Raw genomic sequence first — 15,159 nt, 5'->3', positions numbered from 1 at the left:
TTTCGCTCATGGTATATTGGCTCTCTGCTTTAAGTCAAGCCCTCGACCTATTAGTACCAGTCAGCTAAATACATTACTGTACTTACACATCTGGCCTATCTACCTTGTCTTCTTCAAGGGGTCTTACTAGATTACTCTATGAGAAACCTCATCTTAAGGCTGGTTTCACGCTTAGATGCTTTCAGCGTTTATCCTTTCCGAACGTAGCTACCCAACTGTACGCCTGGCGGCATAATTGGTACACCATTGGTTCGTCCACTCCGGTCCTCTCGTACTAGGAGCAGCTCCCTTCAAGTTTCTTACGCCCGCGATGGATAGGGACCGAACTGTCTCACGACGTTCTGAACCCAGCTCACGTACCACTTTAATGGGCGAACAGCCCAACCCTTGGGACCTACTTCAGCCCCAGGATGTGATGAGCCGACATCGAGGTGCCAAACCTCCCCGTCGATATGGACTCTTGGGAGAGATTAGCCTGTTATCCCCAGGGTAGCTTTTATCCGTTGAGCGATGGCCCTTCCACTCGGTACCACCGGATCACTAAGCCCTACTTTCGTACCTGCTCGACCTGTCCGTCTCGCAGTCAAGCTCCCTTCTGCCTTTACACTCTTCGCGCGATTTCTTGCCGCGCTGAGGGAACCTTTGGGCGCCTCCGTTACTCTTTCGGAGGCGACCGCCCCAGTCAAACTGCCCGCCTGACACTGTCTTGATGTTTGTTATTCATTCAGTTAGATTTTCAGTAAATAAAGGGTGGTATCCCAACATTGACTCCTATGATACTAGCGTACCATATTCTCAGTCTCCCACCTATCCTGTACATTATTTACCAAAAACCAATGTCAGGTTGCAGTAAAGCTCCATGGGGTCTTTCTGTCCAGTCGCGGGTAACCTGCATCTTCACAGGTATTTCAATTTCACCGGGTCCCTCGTTGAGACAGTGCCCAAGTCGTTACACCTTTCGTGCGGGTCGGAACTTACCCGACAAGGAATTTCGCTACCTTAGGACCGTTATAGTTACGGCCGCCGTTTACTGGGGCTTCAATTCAGATCTTCGAATTACTTCTAAACCCTCCTCTTAACCTTCCAGCACCGGGCAGGTGTCAGCACATATACTTCAGATTTCTCTTTCGCATGCACCTGTGTTTGTGGTAAACAGTCGCTTGGGCCTCTCTTCTGTCGCCTTCTTCAGCTCTGCTAGCTTGTAGCTTCACCAAAAATGGCTATCCTTTTCCCGAAGTTACGGATACATTTTGCCGAGTTCCTTAACGAGGGTTTTCCCGCGCACCTTAGGATTCTCTCCCCGCCTACCTGTGTCGGTTTGCGGTACGGGCACCTTTAATCTCACTAGAAGCTTTTCTTGGCAGCGTGGTCCAGTTAAATTCAATGTAATTGCTTACATCTTTCCGTCACTTCTCAGGTTTTTAAGATGCGGATTTGCCTACATCTCACCCTACCAGCTTAGACAGGCGTTTCCATCTGCCCGCTTAACCTTCCTTCTGCGTCACTCCATTGCTCAAACAATTATCGGTGGTACAGGAATCTTTACCTGTTGTCCATCGCCTACGCTCTTTGCCTCGGCTTAGGTCCCGACTTACCCTGAGTCGACGATCGTTGCTCAGGAAACCTTAGGCTTTCGGTGGGAAGGATTCTTACCTTCCTTTTCGCTACTCATACCGGCATTCTCACTTCTATACTCTCCAGCACTCCTTTCGGTATACCTTCGTCGTGTATAGAACGCTCCCCTACCCAACATACTTAGTATGCTGACGCGACTTCGGTTCTGTGCTTTAGCCCCGGACATTTTCGGCGCAAAGCCTCTCGACCAGTGAGCTATTACGCACTCTTTAAATGGTGGCTGCTTCTGAGCCAACATCCTGGTTGTTTGTGAAGCTTTACATCCTTTGCCACTTAGCACAGCATTGGGGACCTTAGTCGGCGTTCTGGGCTGTTTCCCTTTTGACTACGGGTCTTATCACTCGCAGTCTGACTCCCAAGTACAAGTATAGCCATTCGCAGTTTGACTGGGTTCGGTAAGCTTTACGCCCCCTAGCCCGATCAGAGCTCTACCGTCTATACTTTTTACCTTGAGGCTAGCCCTAAAGCTATTTCGGGGAGAACCAGCTATCTCCGCGTTCGATTGGCATTTCACCCCTATCCACAACTCATCCCAAAACTTTTCAACGTTCACGGGTTCGGTCCTCCACTCAATTTTACCTGAGCTTCAACCTGGTCATGGATAGATCACTGCGGTTTCGGGTCTACAATATCTAACTTTCGCCCTATTAAGACTCGCTTTCGCTTCGGCTCCGTGTTTTCCACTTAACCTCGCTAGATACTGTAACTCGCCGGTTCATTCTTCAATAGGCACGCTGTCGCACATTTATAGTGCTTCAACTGCTTGTAGACATACGGTTTCAGGTTCTTTTCACTCCCCTCCCGGGGTTCTTTTCACCTTTCCCTCACGGTACTATACGCTATCGGTCGCCAAGGAGTATTTTGCCTTGGAGGGTGGTCCCCCCTGCTTCCCACAAGGTTCCTCGTGTCTCGTGGTACTCTGGATTCTGACCCACTTATTTATCTTTCATCTACAGGAGTTTCACCTTCTACGCTTGACTTTCCCAAGTCATTCGATTAGATAAATTTCGCTTTTTGTCAGTCCTCAACCCCAGTTGACCGAAGTCAGCTGGTTTGGGCTCTTCCCCGTTCGCTCGCCGCTACTTAGGGAATCTCATTTGATTACTTTTCCTCCGGGTACTTAGATGTTTCAGTTCCCCGGGTCTACCTTCTCATGCTCTTTGGCATGGATAACAGTACATTACTACTGCTGGGTTCCCCCATTCGGACATCCATGGATCAAGACTTACTTGCAGTTCCCCATGGCTTTTCGCAGCTTATCGCGTCCTTCTTCGGCTCTTGGCGCCTAGGCATCCGCCGTATGCCCTTAGTAGCTTGACTTACGTCATTTAAGCTCTAAGTTCATCATTTTTGATGCTTAGTTTGTTTTTTTGAATCCTAAAATGTCGTTAATTTACTCTCTCTTTTGAGAGGTTGATTAATTTCATTTGTTTCTTCTGTGTAGTTTTCAAAGAACATTTTTGAGTCAATACATACTTGTATTCCCTCAAAACTAATCAATGTAGATGCCAAATGTGTCGACCTGGATGACAAGAATTCTATTTCAAATTCTCATGTCTCCTTAGAAAGGAGGTGATCCAGCCGCACCTTCCGATACGGCTACCTTGTTACGACTTCACCCCAATCATCGGCCCCACCTTAGACGGCTAGCTCTCGTTAGAGTTACCCCACCGGCTTTGGGTGTGACTGACTTTCGTGGTGTGACGGGCGGTGTGTACAAGGCCCGGGAACGTATTCACCGCAGTATGCTGACCTGCGATTACTAGCGATTCCGACTTCATGTAGGCGAGTTGCAGCCTACAATCCGAACTGAGAGATTGTTTCTGGGGTTTGCTCCATCTCGCGATTTCGCTTCCCTCTGTCAATCCCATTGTAGTACGTGTGTAGCCCAGGACATAAGGGGCATGATGACTTGACGTCATCCCCGCCTTCCTCCGCGTTATCCGCGGCAGTCTCATTTGAGTTCCCACCTTTACGTGCTGGCAACAAATGATAGGGGTTGCGCTCGTTGCGGGACTTAACCCAACATCTCACGACACGAGCTGACGACAGCCATGCACCACCTGTTTTCTTGTCTTCCGAAGAAGAGGTACGTATCTCTACGTCTTTCAATCAATGTCAAGCCCTGGTAAGGTTCTTCGCGTTGCGTCGAATTAAACCACATACTCCACCGCTTGTGCGGGCCCCCGTCAATTCCTTTGAGTTTCAACCTTGCGGCCGTACTCCCCAGGCGGGGTACTTATTGCGTTAACTCCGGCACAGAAGGGGTCGATACCTCCTACACCTAGTACCCATCGTTTACGGCCAGGACTACCGGGGTATCTAATCCCGTTCGCTACCCTGGCTTTCGAGCCTCAGTGTCAGTTACAGTCCAGAAAGTCGCCTTCGCCACTGGTGTTCCTCCTAATATCTACGCATTTCACCGCTACACTAGGAATTCCACTTTCCTCTCCTGCACTCAAGAAAAACAGTTTCCATTCCATCACGGGGTTGAGCCCCGCACTTTTAAAACAGACTTATTTTCCCACCTGCGCTCCCTTTACGCCCAATAATTCCGGACAACGCTTGCCACCTACGTATTACCGCGGCTGCTGGCACGTAGTTAGCCGTGGCTTTCTCGTTTAGTACCGTCATTACCTCATACTATTCGCATAAGGCACATTCGTCCTAAACAACAGAGCTTTACGATCCTAAAACCTTCTTCACTCACGCGGCGTTGCTCCGTCAGACTTTCGTCCATTGCGGAAGATTCCCCACTGCTGCCTCCCGTAGGAGTTTGGGCCGTGTCTCAGTCCCAATGTGGCCGTTCATCCTCTCAGACCGGCTACTGATCGTTGCCTTGGTGGGCTGTTATCTCACCAACTAGCTAATCAGACGCAGACCCATCTTTTAGCGATAGCTTATATATAGAGGCCATCTTTAAATAACGAAACATGCATTTCATTATCAACATTCGGTATTAGCACCGCTTTCGCGATGTTGTCCCCATCTAAAAGGTAGGTTGTCTACGCGTTACTCACCCGTTCGCCACTAAGAATTACCGAAATAATTCTCCGTTCGACTTGCATGTGTTAAGCACGCCGCCAGCGTTCGTCCTGAGCCAGGATCAAACTCTCCAATAAATTTATTATTAGAAAGCCTAAATGGCTCAATAATTATCTTTTCTTTAAAAGAAATTGTTGTTACTTTTTTGTAACATTTGTTTTGTGTTTCGTTTAAAACGAAACCCGCACATCTGGCATAATTGAATCAAGTAATACATTACTTAATATCTACATTGTTTAGTTTTCAAGGAACACTTGATTGCCGGCGTAACCAGCTCATTTATATTATCAGAAGCGATTTGTTTTGTCAACATCTTTTTTTAAGATGATTGATAAAGCTCACTTCCCGTGCCGCTCGTTAGCGACTTGTATTATATTACACGCTTCATTCTTTTTTGTCAATATCTTTTATGAAAAAATACGAGAATTTTTTTATCCTCATATTTTTGCTTAATCTTTTAACTATTTATATTCTACTTCCTATTTAACGAATCCTCTTACGGCACTACCATTTAAATAATTACAAAGTCGCCCTTGATAAGTACCACGCTCTTGCATGGTCTTTAGAATCGTATCGCGAATTTTCCACCAGCCAGTCTGCCAATTGCTAAATAAAGTATTACTTTCAGGTGCTCGTCCAATTAGACGCTGGACAACAATCTTATCATCTAAGTATTCAAGAAACGTGATAACTCGTTCCATGTATTCTTCTTTACTAATTAATTGTATATCTCCAGCTTCGTATTCCCTTGCCATTTTCGTCTCTTTAACAATATATAGAGCATGTAACTTGACTTGATTCATCTGTAATGCTGACATCATTTTTGCATTTTCTATTACATCCGTCATATCATCCCATGGCAAGTTTAAAATTAAATGGGTACAAATCGCTAAATCATATTTTTTAATCCGCATAACCGCATCAATATATTCTGCTAAGGTATGTCCACGATTCACTTTGATTAAAGAATGATAGTTCACGCTTTGTAAACCTAATTCAATAGAAATATCAATCTGATATTTTTCTTTTACCTCTTTCATCATCGCCAGATAGTCATCATGAATACAATCTGGTCGAGTGGCAATTGCAATTCCTACAATATCATCTTGACAGGCTTCCTCTAAATAACAGCGTAATTTTTCTACCGGCAAATACGTATTGCTAAAATTTTGAAAATATGCAATAAATTTTTCAGCTTTATATTTGGGCGAAATATGCGCACGATTGGCATTAATTTGCTCTGTTACCGTCATATCAGCTGGCAAATTTTCATAACCTGCACCAATTTCCCCACAAAAAGTGCATCCTGAAACTCCACATACCCCATCTCGGTTTGGACAGGTAAGTGGCAAACCAACAGGTAATTTATAAACCTTTTCTCCATAACGTTTCTTTAAATCATCCGAATAAGCATTATAAATCATGACAATCCCCTTGCAAAAAATCTTTTACCTCTAATTTTTGATATTGAATTTCTTCTTGCTCCAGCGAAAATAAAACAGCTGTCTTCTCTTCAATGATAACACCTGATTTGATTAAAGTAAAAATGTCAGTAGAGAAAAACTCAATATGATATTTTTTCTTAATGTCGCGCCATGTTGTAAATTTATAATTTTTAATATATTTTCCCGCCCAATTTTTCCGCCAAAAATCAGCATTCGCTTCATAATATAAATCTTCATTCCAGTTAAGAAAAGCTGGACGTATGCTACCTTTATCAGTAGTTAACGCATCAAATTTCATCAATTCTTTTATTATCTTTATTTCCTTTGGCTCATACACTTCACAAAAATCATATAAATATTGATAAAGAGCCTTTGTCGTATGGGCCACTAAATGTAGTTTTCTCGTTATCCAATACTGTGTTAATTTTTCATAGAAATGAAAAGCATCATTATTCTCTAATCGAATAAGATACTCCGTTACATTTCTAAACCGCCCTGCATTATAATACAACTCAAAAACCTCTTCGAATATCTGTAAAAATCTTATTTTTTCATAAGAAATATAACGATTTGCCAATACTTGATACGGTGCACTATCCATGAAGATATATTCATCCACTTGATGATTTTGTGCAATTCCCGATCCTTTTAACATTTTTAAAAATCCAAGTTGCAGCATATGAGGCTTTAATGCATACACGTCATTAAAAGACTTTGCAAAAGAACGATAATCCTCTTTTGGCAATCCAATAATCAAATCTAAGTGCATATGAATATTATGAAAAGATAGAATCTTTCCCACATTCCCTACGATTTTCTCCCATTGATTCTTTCTTTGGATACTCTCTAAAGTTTCTAAGTTAGTTGATTGAATTCCAATTTCTAATTGTACCCTACCCTTTGGCATTTTGGACAAAATATCTAAAACTTCTTCATCTAATAAATCAACCGCGACCTCAAAATGAAAATTGGTTTGACACTCCTGTTTAAGTAAAAATTTTAAAATCGGAATATAGTGACTTTTCTTTGCATTGAAAGTTCGATCAACAAATTTCACCTGGCGAACATTATGTTGAATAAAAAATTCTAATTCCTTTAATACACGTTCTATTGAAAAGAACCGTACGCCCTTTGTCGCACTAGATAGACAATATTGACAGGAAAATGGGCAACCACGAGAGCTTTCATAATAAATAATTTTATCTTTCAATCCATCCATATCTTGTTCTTGATATGGAAATGGTATTGTATTCAGATTCTCGACAACGACCGCCCGGTTACCATCTACTTTTTTATTTTGTTCTATAACCCCTACAATATCTTTAATTTCTTGCTTACTTTGTAATCGTTCTAATAATTGATAAAAAGTTTCTTCCCCTTCACCAAGCACAATATAATCTACCGCTTGATGCTTTTTTAAAAATTCAATGCCATCATAAGAAACTTCCGGTCCACCGCAAATGATTTTTGTTTCTGGCAATACCTTTCTTAGCAAATCAATAATTTTAATCGTCATTTCGATATTCCAAATATAGCAGGCAAAGCCAATGACATTTGGGCGTTTTTCATAAATTTGTCCAACAATATCTAATAAATGATTATTAATCGTAAACTCTACAATTTCTATAGGCATAAGATCTTTACAATATTTTTTTAAATATCGCAAAGCCAATGAAGAATGTATATATTTTGCATTTAATGTTGTTAAAACTACTTTCATATAAATCACCTCGTATATCTTTCAATAGTGTATCATAAACACGTTCGTTGTCAAAAGAAGTTTTGCCCTTTTATTATCCATGTTTACTTTTGCCGTCACGGAAGTATTAAAAGCAGATAAACAAACTCTTTGCTTTTGCGAGAATCGTTTATTTCGCTAGATATTCTCGTTAATCATAGAATAAAAAACCGTTGAAAACAAAAGACCCACATGATAATCACATTTTACTAAAAAGTAATCATAGAATACACCAAAACTACTAAAGGTGGTGCAACTCTATGCGAATTGTATTCGATGGACAAAAATTAGCTGATAATCTCCGAGCCAGCAAGGACTTATTAGTTACAGTCAAAAGTTTAGCCAAAGCATTAAATTGGCGAACTTCTTATAATCCTACGAAAGAAACGATTTACGTTTCTACAAATTTTAATGAACAAATCCCAATAAATTATGATGAAAATTCAATAGAATGTGGAGAATTAGAAAGCTTACGATTACAAGATAAAATTATCTGTGTTGATGCAGGTCATGGCGGCGAAGATTATGGTGCCATGGGACCACAAAAAACAATGGAAAAAAACAACAATTTAGCAATTGCATTAAAACTACAGCAAAAACTTGAAGCCAATGGTGCTACCGTGGTCATGACTAGAACATCCGATCAAGCTGTATCTTATAATAATTTAAGCAAAAGAGAAGAGCTCTGCCAAAGAGTTATGTTAGCAAATGATACGAATGCAGATATCTTTATCAGCATTCATAATGACTCTTTTTCTAATAGCACAAATGCAGGCACTTCTACTTTTTATTATGACGAAAAATCTTATGTATTAGCATCTTGTATTCAGAATTCTTTAATACAAGAAATTCATACAAAAAATCTTGGGGTAAGATTTGCTAGTTTTTACGTTATCCGCTATACATCTATGCCAGCAGTTTTAGTAGAAGCAGCTTTTATCTCAAATCCAGAAGAAGAATTATTTTTAGCTAGTGAAGATGGTAGAGAAAAAATTGCTGATGGGATTTACCAAGGTATTGTTCGATATTTTAAGGTATAATCTCTGTGTTTTAAAAGAATAAGTTGGTATAATATTCATAGAACTGCAATATAATAAAACTATTTCAATAATTCAAAGGAGCTAAAAACTTATATGTATTTATACAAAAACTGTTTTTTTCAAAATTTAACACCTGCTTCATCAATAAAAAAGTTACACGAAGTCCCGCTTCGCAGTGAAATTAGCAGTAAGGATCAATGGAAATTAAATCATATCTATCAAACCAAAGATGACTTTTTTAAAGATATTACAGAAATCAAAACTCTGTTAAAGCAAATGCTTAAATTTAAAGGAAGGCTTGATGAAAATGCCCATCAACTATTTGATTGTTTAAAAAACGCTGATAAGATCAATATCATTTTAGGTAAATTATATGGATATGCACGTATGCATAGAGATATTGATGCCAAAAATTCAGATTATCAATCTATGACTTCTCAAATAGAATCACTTTTATCACAAGCATCCTCCGTTCTAGCTTTCATTGAACCAGAATTGCTTGCTATGCCAGAAAATAAGCTTCGCCAAATGCTCTTAAGCAAAGCAAGTCTAAGAGAATATAAATTTTTCATCCAGGATTTATTGCGACTTAATAAACACGTTTTATCTCCACTAGAAGAAGAACTTTTAGCCAAAACAAGCGAACTTTTAAAAGCTCCTAACAATATTTTCAGTATGTTAACAAATGCAGATTTAAAATTTCCTAAAACACCTACAGAATCTGGTGAGATGGTAACCCTTAGCGAAGGGCGCTATAATTCTTTAATTCGTTCAACTGATCGCGAAGTGAGGGAAACAGCGTTTAAAAACCTTTTTGATACTTATGCCGCCTATCGCAATACTTTGGCTACCACTTATGCCAGCTGTATTAAAAACAAAATTTTTTATACTAAAGCAAAAAACTATTCTTCTACGCTTGAAGCTGCATTAGAAATAGACAATGTACCAACTAATGTTTATACAAAAGTTATTGATACAGTGCATAAATATTTTTCAAAACTTCATCAGTATATTAATCTTAAAAAACGCTTTTTAAATTTATCAGAGATTCATATGTACGATTTATATGTGCCTCTAGTAGAAAATGTAAATAGTAACTATCCTTATGATACTGGTCTAAAACTTGTAGTGGATAGTTTAAAACCATTGGGTGAAAAATACATTAACGATTTATTACAAGGCGTACAAAACGGCTGGGTAGATATCTATGAAAACCAAGGAAAACGCACAGGTGCTTATTCTTGGGGCATATATGATGTTCACCCATTTGTATTATTAAACTATGATAATAAATACGGCGCTGTTTCGACATTAGCACATGAACTGGGGCACGCAATGCATAGTTATTATAGTAACGAAGCACAGCCTTATAATACGTCTTCTTATACAATTTTTTGTGCTGAAGTCGCCTCAACAACGAATGAAATTTTATTGCTTGATTATATGTTAGAAAATGAAAAAGATCCTAAAAAACGCATTTATTTTATCAATCAATATTTAGAACAAATTCGAACCACTGTTTATCGCCAAACCATGTTCGCCGAATTTGAAATGATTGTTCATCACAAAGCAGAAGCCGATGAATCTCTGACCGCAGATAGTTTTGAAAAAATTTGGTTAGATTTAAATAAATCTTACTACGGAAATGAAATCATTATCGATGATGAAATCAAAATTGAATGGGCTCGTATTCCCCATTTCTATCGTCCGTTTTACGTATACAAATATGTAACTGGTTATGCTGCCGCTACTACATTAGCGAATAATTTGCAGACCCAAGGACAATCCGCACAAAAAAAATATCTTGACTATTTAAAAAGCGGAGGATCAGACTATTCTATTGATTTATTAAAGGTAGCAGGCGTAGACATGACGGCATCTACACCGTTAGAAATTACTTTAGAAAAATTCTCCTCAAGACTTAAAGAATTGGAAGAATTACTAATAAACTCTTGACAATAGTAAGATTTCACAGTATAGTAGACTACAGTAACTAATTAAATTGCTCTGGATAACTTGCGAGGCCTAACCAATCAACTTACCAGCTCAATTCGTTGGCGACTAATATTTTTAAGGAGGTTGGTTAACAATGACCTACCAAGACAAACAACTTACATGTAAAGAATGTGGAGCTGAATTCAGCTTTACTGCATCAGAGCAAGCTTTTTACGCTGAGAAAGGATTCCAAAATGAACCTTCTCGTTGTCCAGAATGTCGTTCTGCTAGAAAAGCACAAAATAACAGAGGCGGTAATGGCGGTTTCCGTCAACAACGCGAAATGTTCGATACAGTATGTAGCGAATGTGGTAAAGATACACAAGTTCCTTTCAAACCAACAGAAGGTAAACCTGTTTTCTGTCGCGATTGCTTCCAAGCACATAAAAGTTATTAATTATTATGGAGACCTATTAGGTCTCCTTTTTAATTGCAAAAACAAGAGCTGTTACACGATACAAATAGCTTTTGTTTTATAAATAAATAGGCTGTTACTAACTTTATTGGTTAGTAACAGCCTATTTATTTATAAACTACTTTACTAAAGACATAACAACCTTTTTCATATCTTCTTTTTCACATTGTTGTTTATGCAATATTTTAATTGTTCTTAAGGAATCCAATCCCTCAGGCACTTTCATCCCACTTATTTTTTCCAATGCATCTAGCATAGCAAATTCGTTGCCTTCGGTAACTTTTGATTTATCTAATGCGGCCAAAACACTTGCATTAAACTTGTACGGACTCGCTGTAGATACAATAACATTTACAGTTGTATCACCTGTAACTTTTTTATAACGATCCGCTACTTCCCACGCTACTGCAGTATGTGTATCTGCAACATATTGATGTTTTTCATAAACAGATTTAATTTTTCCTGCTGTTTTTGTATCATCTGCCCAGTCAGCCCAAAATACCTCTTTGATTTTTGCTAAATAATCAGCACCAACTGTATACTCACCATTTTTATTTAGTGATTCCATCCACGCTTTAACTTGCACTTTATCTCCTCCACCAATATGGAACAATAATCGTTCAAGGTTACTTGAAATCAAAATATCCATGGACGGCGAAGCTGTTTTATGAAATGCTCTATTTCGATTGTATGTACCAGTTTGTAAAAAATCAGTCAACACATTATTTGCATTTGATGCACAAATCAATTTATGTACCGGCAAGCCCATCCGTTTTGCATAATATCCAGCTAGAATATTGCCAAAGTTTCCTGTAGGCACAACAAAGTTAACTTTGTCCCCCATTTTTAATTTATTTTCTTTTACTAAATCAGCATATGCACTAAAGTAATAGACGATTTGTGGTACAAGACGCCCCCAGTTAATTGAATTTGCCGAAGACAACTGGAAGCCTGCTTCATTCAAATTTTTGTTAAACTCTTCATCATTGAAAATATTTTTCACACCGGTTTGAGCATCATCAAAATTTCCATGAACAGCAATAACAGAAACATTGTTTCCTTTTTGGCTAACCATTTGTAATCGTTGCATTTGACTAACGCCTTCTTGCGGATAAAAAACCATAATACGAATTTGATCTACATCTTTAAATCCTTCTAAAGCAGCCTTCCCCGTATCGCCAGAAGTTGCGACAAGGATAATAATCTCAGCTTTTTCACCTGTCTTTTTTAATGCTGTAGACATTAATTGAGGCAACAATTGCAATGCCATATCCTTGAATGCACTCGTCGGTCCATGCCATAATTCCAATACATTTGTATCCTCTGATAAATTAACTACTGGTGCAATTAAATCAATATCAAACTTTTGATTTCCATAGGCACGCTCTACACAAGCTGAAACTTCAGCTTCCGTATAATCTGTTAAAAATTCAGCTAAAATTTTCTTAGCACGATTTTGATAAGATAAGTTAATGAGACTTTCAATAAAATTATTTTCCAATACCGGTATATGATTCGGAACAAATAATCCTCCATCATCAGCAATCCCTGCAATAATCGCCCCTGCCGCTGTTAATTCTTTTTCGTTTCCCCGCGTACTTATATATCTCATAGTTTTCTCCTTTACCTAATAGATTACCGGATTAAATTAGCCATCATACCGTTTACAGCCTTTTTCAAGTCATCTGGAGCAATTATAATTTGACATCCGCGTACACCCGCACTAACTGCTATAGTTTCAAAATTATCCATGCGTTGATCTAGATATACAGGATAAACTTTTTTAGCTCCAAGAGGTGAAACTCCACCGCGAATATATCCAGTTAACCCTTGCACTTCCTTCAAGTGCACCATTTCAGCCTTTTTATTGTTACTAACAGCTGCCAAAGCTTTCAAGTTCAGCTCTGCACCACCTGGAATACAGGCCATCAAAACCCCATTTTTATCCCCGCGTGCTACTAACGTTTTAAAGACTCGTTCTAAAGGCATTCCTACTTTTTTAGCAACATTTGGTGCGCTTAAGTCTTCCAAGTCAACTTCATATTCTTTAAGTTCATATTGAATGTTAAGACCATCTAAGATCCTAGCTACATTTGTCTTTTTCATCCATTATGGCTCCTCTGTTAAAATATATCTGTATTCCCTCGCAAGTACATAGATACATTTTATTCTATTTTTCTTTCTATAATAGTCCACATTGTATACCAACATGAATCATTATAACGTATGATGTATCTTTTAGCAATCTTTAGATAAATAAAGTTAAATTTATGAATTATTAGTTTTAGATTTTTATTTGCTGATGGGGATTCACCTAGATTACTGCTTACTTTATAATTCTTTTACTCGCTTTAAAATCTCTATGATTAATTTTACATGTGGCACTAAAGTACACAATTCTAAATGCTCTTGCGGTGAGTGAATATCTTTTACATTTGGTCCGATTGAAATAATATCCAGATCAGGATTTTTAGCACTAAACCAACCTGCTTCTAAACCTGCATGAATCGATTCTTTTTTCATAGGAATTTTATTTTGTTCTTCAAATATTTTTACTGTTAAAGGAATAAGCTTAGAATTTTCATTTACTGGCCATCCTGGCGATTTTCCCGAAAAATTCATATGAAAGTCACATAAACTTGCTATTTTCCCAAAAACCTCTTGAAAGTAATTAAAATATTTATCCACCGAAGTACGTGGGAAAATATTAAATTTAATCTGATCATTATTTATTTCAACCAATCCCATATTGGATGAGCTTTCAACTAATCCATCTACTGCTGAAGACATTGTATGTACACCATCTTGCGCCATACAAATAAAATTTATTATTTTATCCGCTATTTTTTCCTCAATTACTTTCGTTGGCATATCGACTTTTTCTACTTGAATTTCAAAACCTATCTCTTTTGAGAAATGTTCTAATACATATTGTTTAACGTTAACAATCACTTCTCTAGCACGTCCAAAATATTCTTCATCCAAAACTAAAATAGTTTCACAAGTAGATGGGATAGCATTTCTTGCTGTGCCTCCGCTTAAATCTGCAATCTCAAATGCCACCTCTGCCTTTTTTAACTGATATAGAAAGTATCCCATAATTTTAATCGCGTTAGCACGATTATCATGAATCATTACACCTGAATGTCCGCCAAGCATTCCAGTCAAGGTAAATTTTAGCGCATTCTGATATATTGCCTTTTTCCATTGAATATCACCTGTAACATCAATATTAACACTGCCTGCCGAACTCATCGTCACTTTATCCCAATCTTCTGAGTCGCAGTTAATTAAATATGCACCATCTAAATATGTAGACTCTAAATTTGATGCTCCACTCATTCCGGCTTCTTCATCCGTTGTAATAATAACTCTAAGCTCTCCATGTTGAATTGTGTCACTTGCTAGAATATAAAGTGCTGCAGCAACGCCGATTCCATCATCTGCCCCCAATGAAGTTCCTTTGGCTTTAAGTACATTGCCGTCATTGATTAACTCTATTGCATCCTGCAATGGATTATAGTCCTTACCAGGTTCAGCCACACATACCATATCCATATGCCCTTGCAAAATTACCCGTGGCAAATCTTCATATCCGGGAGTTGCTGGTTTATCAATAATAATGTTATTTGTATCATCTTGAATAACTTTTAATTCCTGCTGCTGTGCCCAATGATATAAATAATCACTTACAGCTTTTTCATGACCAGATTTACGAGGAATAGCAGCTAATTTTTCAAATTGTTTAAGCACCCCATTTAAAATTTTTCTATCTTTATCGTTTAATGTATCAACATAACTCATTTATTTTTCCTCCTTTTTTTGATTCATTACTTATAAAAACCA

8 protein-coding genes and 2 rRNA genes are annotated in these 15,159 nt (G+C 38.2%); 3 read left to right on the top strand and 7 right to left on the bottom strand.

The features are described 5' to 3' along the window. Positions 1–30: 30 nt before the first annotated feature. The 4 genes from P3F81_RS04965 to P3F81_RS04950 all read right to left on the bottom strand — a co-directional run bounded on the left by P3F81_RS04965 (position 31) and on the right by P3F81_RS04950 (position 7,845). Positions 31–2,955 (bottom strand): 23S ribosomal RNA (locus tag P3F81_RS04965). A 245-nt stretch (positions 2,956–3,200) separates the two neighbouring features. Then, a 16S ribosomal RNA gene (locus P3F81_RS04960) occupies positions 3,201–4,757 on the bottom strand. Together the 16S and 23S rRNA genes form the textbook arrangement of a ribosomal RNA operon. A gap of 402 nt (positions 4,758–5,159) precedes the next feature. Then, positions 5,160–6,104: a tRNA modification radical SAM protein MnmL/YtqA gene (mnmL, locus tag P3F81_RS04955; protein WP_147668174.1), complete on the bottom strand. Its 945-nt coding sequence runs from the start codon at positions 6,102–6,104 to the stop codon at positions 5,160–5,162. Further along, on the bottom strand, positions 6,094–7,845 hold the full coding sequence (locus tag P3F81_RS04950) for a B12-binding domain-containing radical SAM protein (protein WP_147668171.1): 1,752 nt from the start codon (positions 7,843–7,845) through the stop codon (positions 6,094–6,096). Before P3F81_RS04950 ends, mnmL begins: the two co-directional genes overlap by 11 nt. A 278-nt stretch (positions 7,846–8,123) precedes the next feature. Between P3F81_RS04950 and P3F81_RS04945 the strand changes: the two genes are divergently transcribed. From P3F81_RS04945 to P3F81_RS04935, 3 genes are all read left to right on the top strand, one after another. After that, entirely contained in the window at positions 8,124–8,903 is a 780-nt protein-coding gene (locus P3F81_RS04945; protein WP_147668169.1) for an N-acetylmuramoyl-L-alanine amidase family protein, read from the top strand. A 93-nt stretch (positions 8,904–8,996) separates the two neighbouring features. Then, entirely contained in the window at positions 8,997–10,859 is a 1,863-nt protein-coding gene (gene pepF / locus P3F81_RS04940; RefSeq protein WP_147668167.1) for an oligoendopeptidase F, read from the top strand. A 133-nt stretch (positions 10,860–10,992) separates the two neighbouring features. Next, positions 10,993–11,295, top strand: a complete 303-nt coding sequence (locus P3F81_RS04935) for a zinc-ribbon domain containing protein (protein WP_147668165.1) — start codon at positions 10,993–10,995, stop codon at positions 11,293–11,295. A gap of 136 nt (positions 11,296–11,431) precedes the next feature. On the opposite strand, the gene thrC is transcribed toward P3F81_RS04935, so the two are convergent. The 3 genes from thrC to pepD form a co-directional block, all read right to left on the bottom strand. Further along, positions 11,432–12,925: a threonine synthase gene (gene thrC / locus P3F81_RS04930; RefSeq protein WP_147668162.1), complete on the bottom strand. Its 1,494-nt coding sequence runs from the start codon at positions 12,923–12,925 to the stop codon at positions 11,432–11,434. Positions 12,926–12,948: 23 nt separating this feature from the next. Next, on the bottom strand, positions 12,949–13,419 hold the full coding sequence (ybaK, locus tag P3F81_RS04925) for a Cys-tRNA(Pro) deacylase (protein ID WP_147668160.1): 471 nt from the start codon (positions 13,417–13,419) through the stop codon (positions 12,949–12,951). A gap of 225 nt (positions 13,420–13,644) precedes the next feature. Next, positions 13,645–15,117, bottom strand: coding sequence for a beta-Ala-His dipeptidase (gene pepD / locus P3F81_RS04920; protein WP_147668158.1), 1,473 nt, complete (start codon positions 15,115–15,117; stop codon positions 13,645–13,647). Positions 15,118–15,159: the final 42 nt, after the last annotated feature.

It is taken from the genome of Selenobaculum gibii (assembly GCF_030273445.1).
GTDB classification, from domain to species: Bacteria; Bacillota; Negativicutes; order ICN-92133; family ICN-92133; genus Selenobaculum; species Selenobaculum gibii.
Note: the sequence above shows the minus strand (reverse complement) of the source record. Positions and strands in the feature narration are given on the sequence as shown.

What these genes read in the sequence shown, in the direction of transcription:
- thrC (WP_147668162.1), bottom strand. Translation starts at nt 12,925, where the DNA reads ATGAGATATATAAGTACGCGGGGAAACGAAAAAGAATTAACAGCGGCA.
- P3F81_RS04935 (WP_147668165.1), top strand. Translation starts at nt 10,993, where the DNA reads ATGACCTACCAAGACAAACAACTTACATGTAAAGAATGTGGAGCTGAA.
- pepF (WP_147668167.1), top strand. Translation starts at nt 8,997, where the DNA reads ATGTATTTATACAAAAACTGTTTTTTTCAAAATTTAACACCTGCTTCA.
- mnmL (WP_147668174.1), bottom strand. Translation starts at nt 6,104, where the DNA reads ATGATTTATAATGCTTATTCGGATGATTTAAAGAAACGTTATGGAGAA.
- P3F81_RS04950 (WP_147668171.1), bottom strand. Translation starts at nt 7,845, where the DNA reads ATGAAAGTAGTTTTAACAACATTAAATGCAAAATATATACATTCTTCA.
- P3F81_RS04945 (WP_147668169.1), top strand. Translation starts at nt 8,124, where the DNA reads ATGCGAATTGTATTCGATGGACAAAAATTAGCTGATAATCTCCGAGCC.
- pepD (WP_147668158.1), bottom strand. Translation starts at nt 15,117, where the DNA reads ATGAGTTATGTTGATACATTAAACGATAAAGATAGAAAAATTTTAAAT.
- ybaK (WP_147668160.1), bottom strand. Translation starts at nt 13,419, where the DNA reads ATGAAAAAGACAAATGTAGCTAGGATCTTAGATGGTCTTAACATTCAA.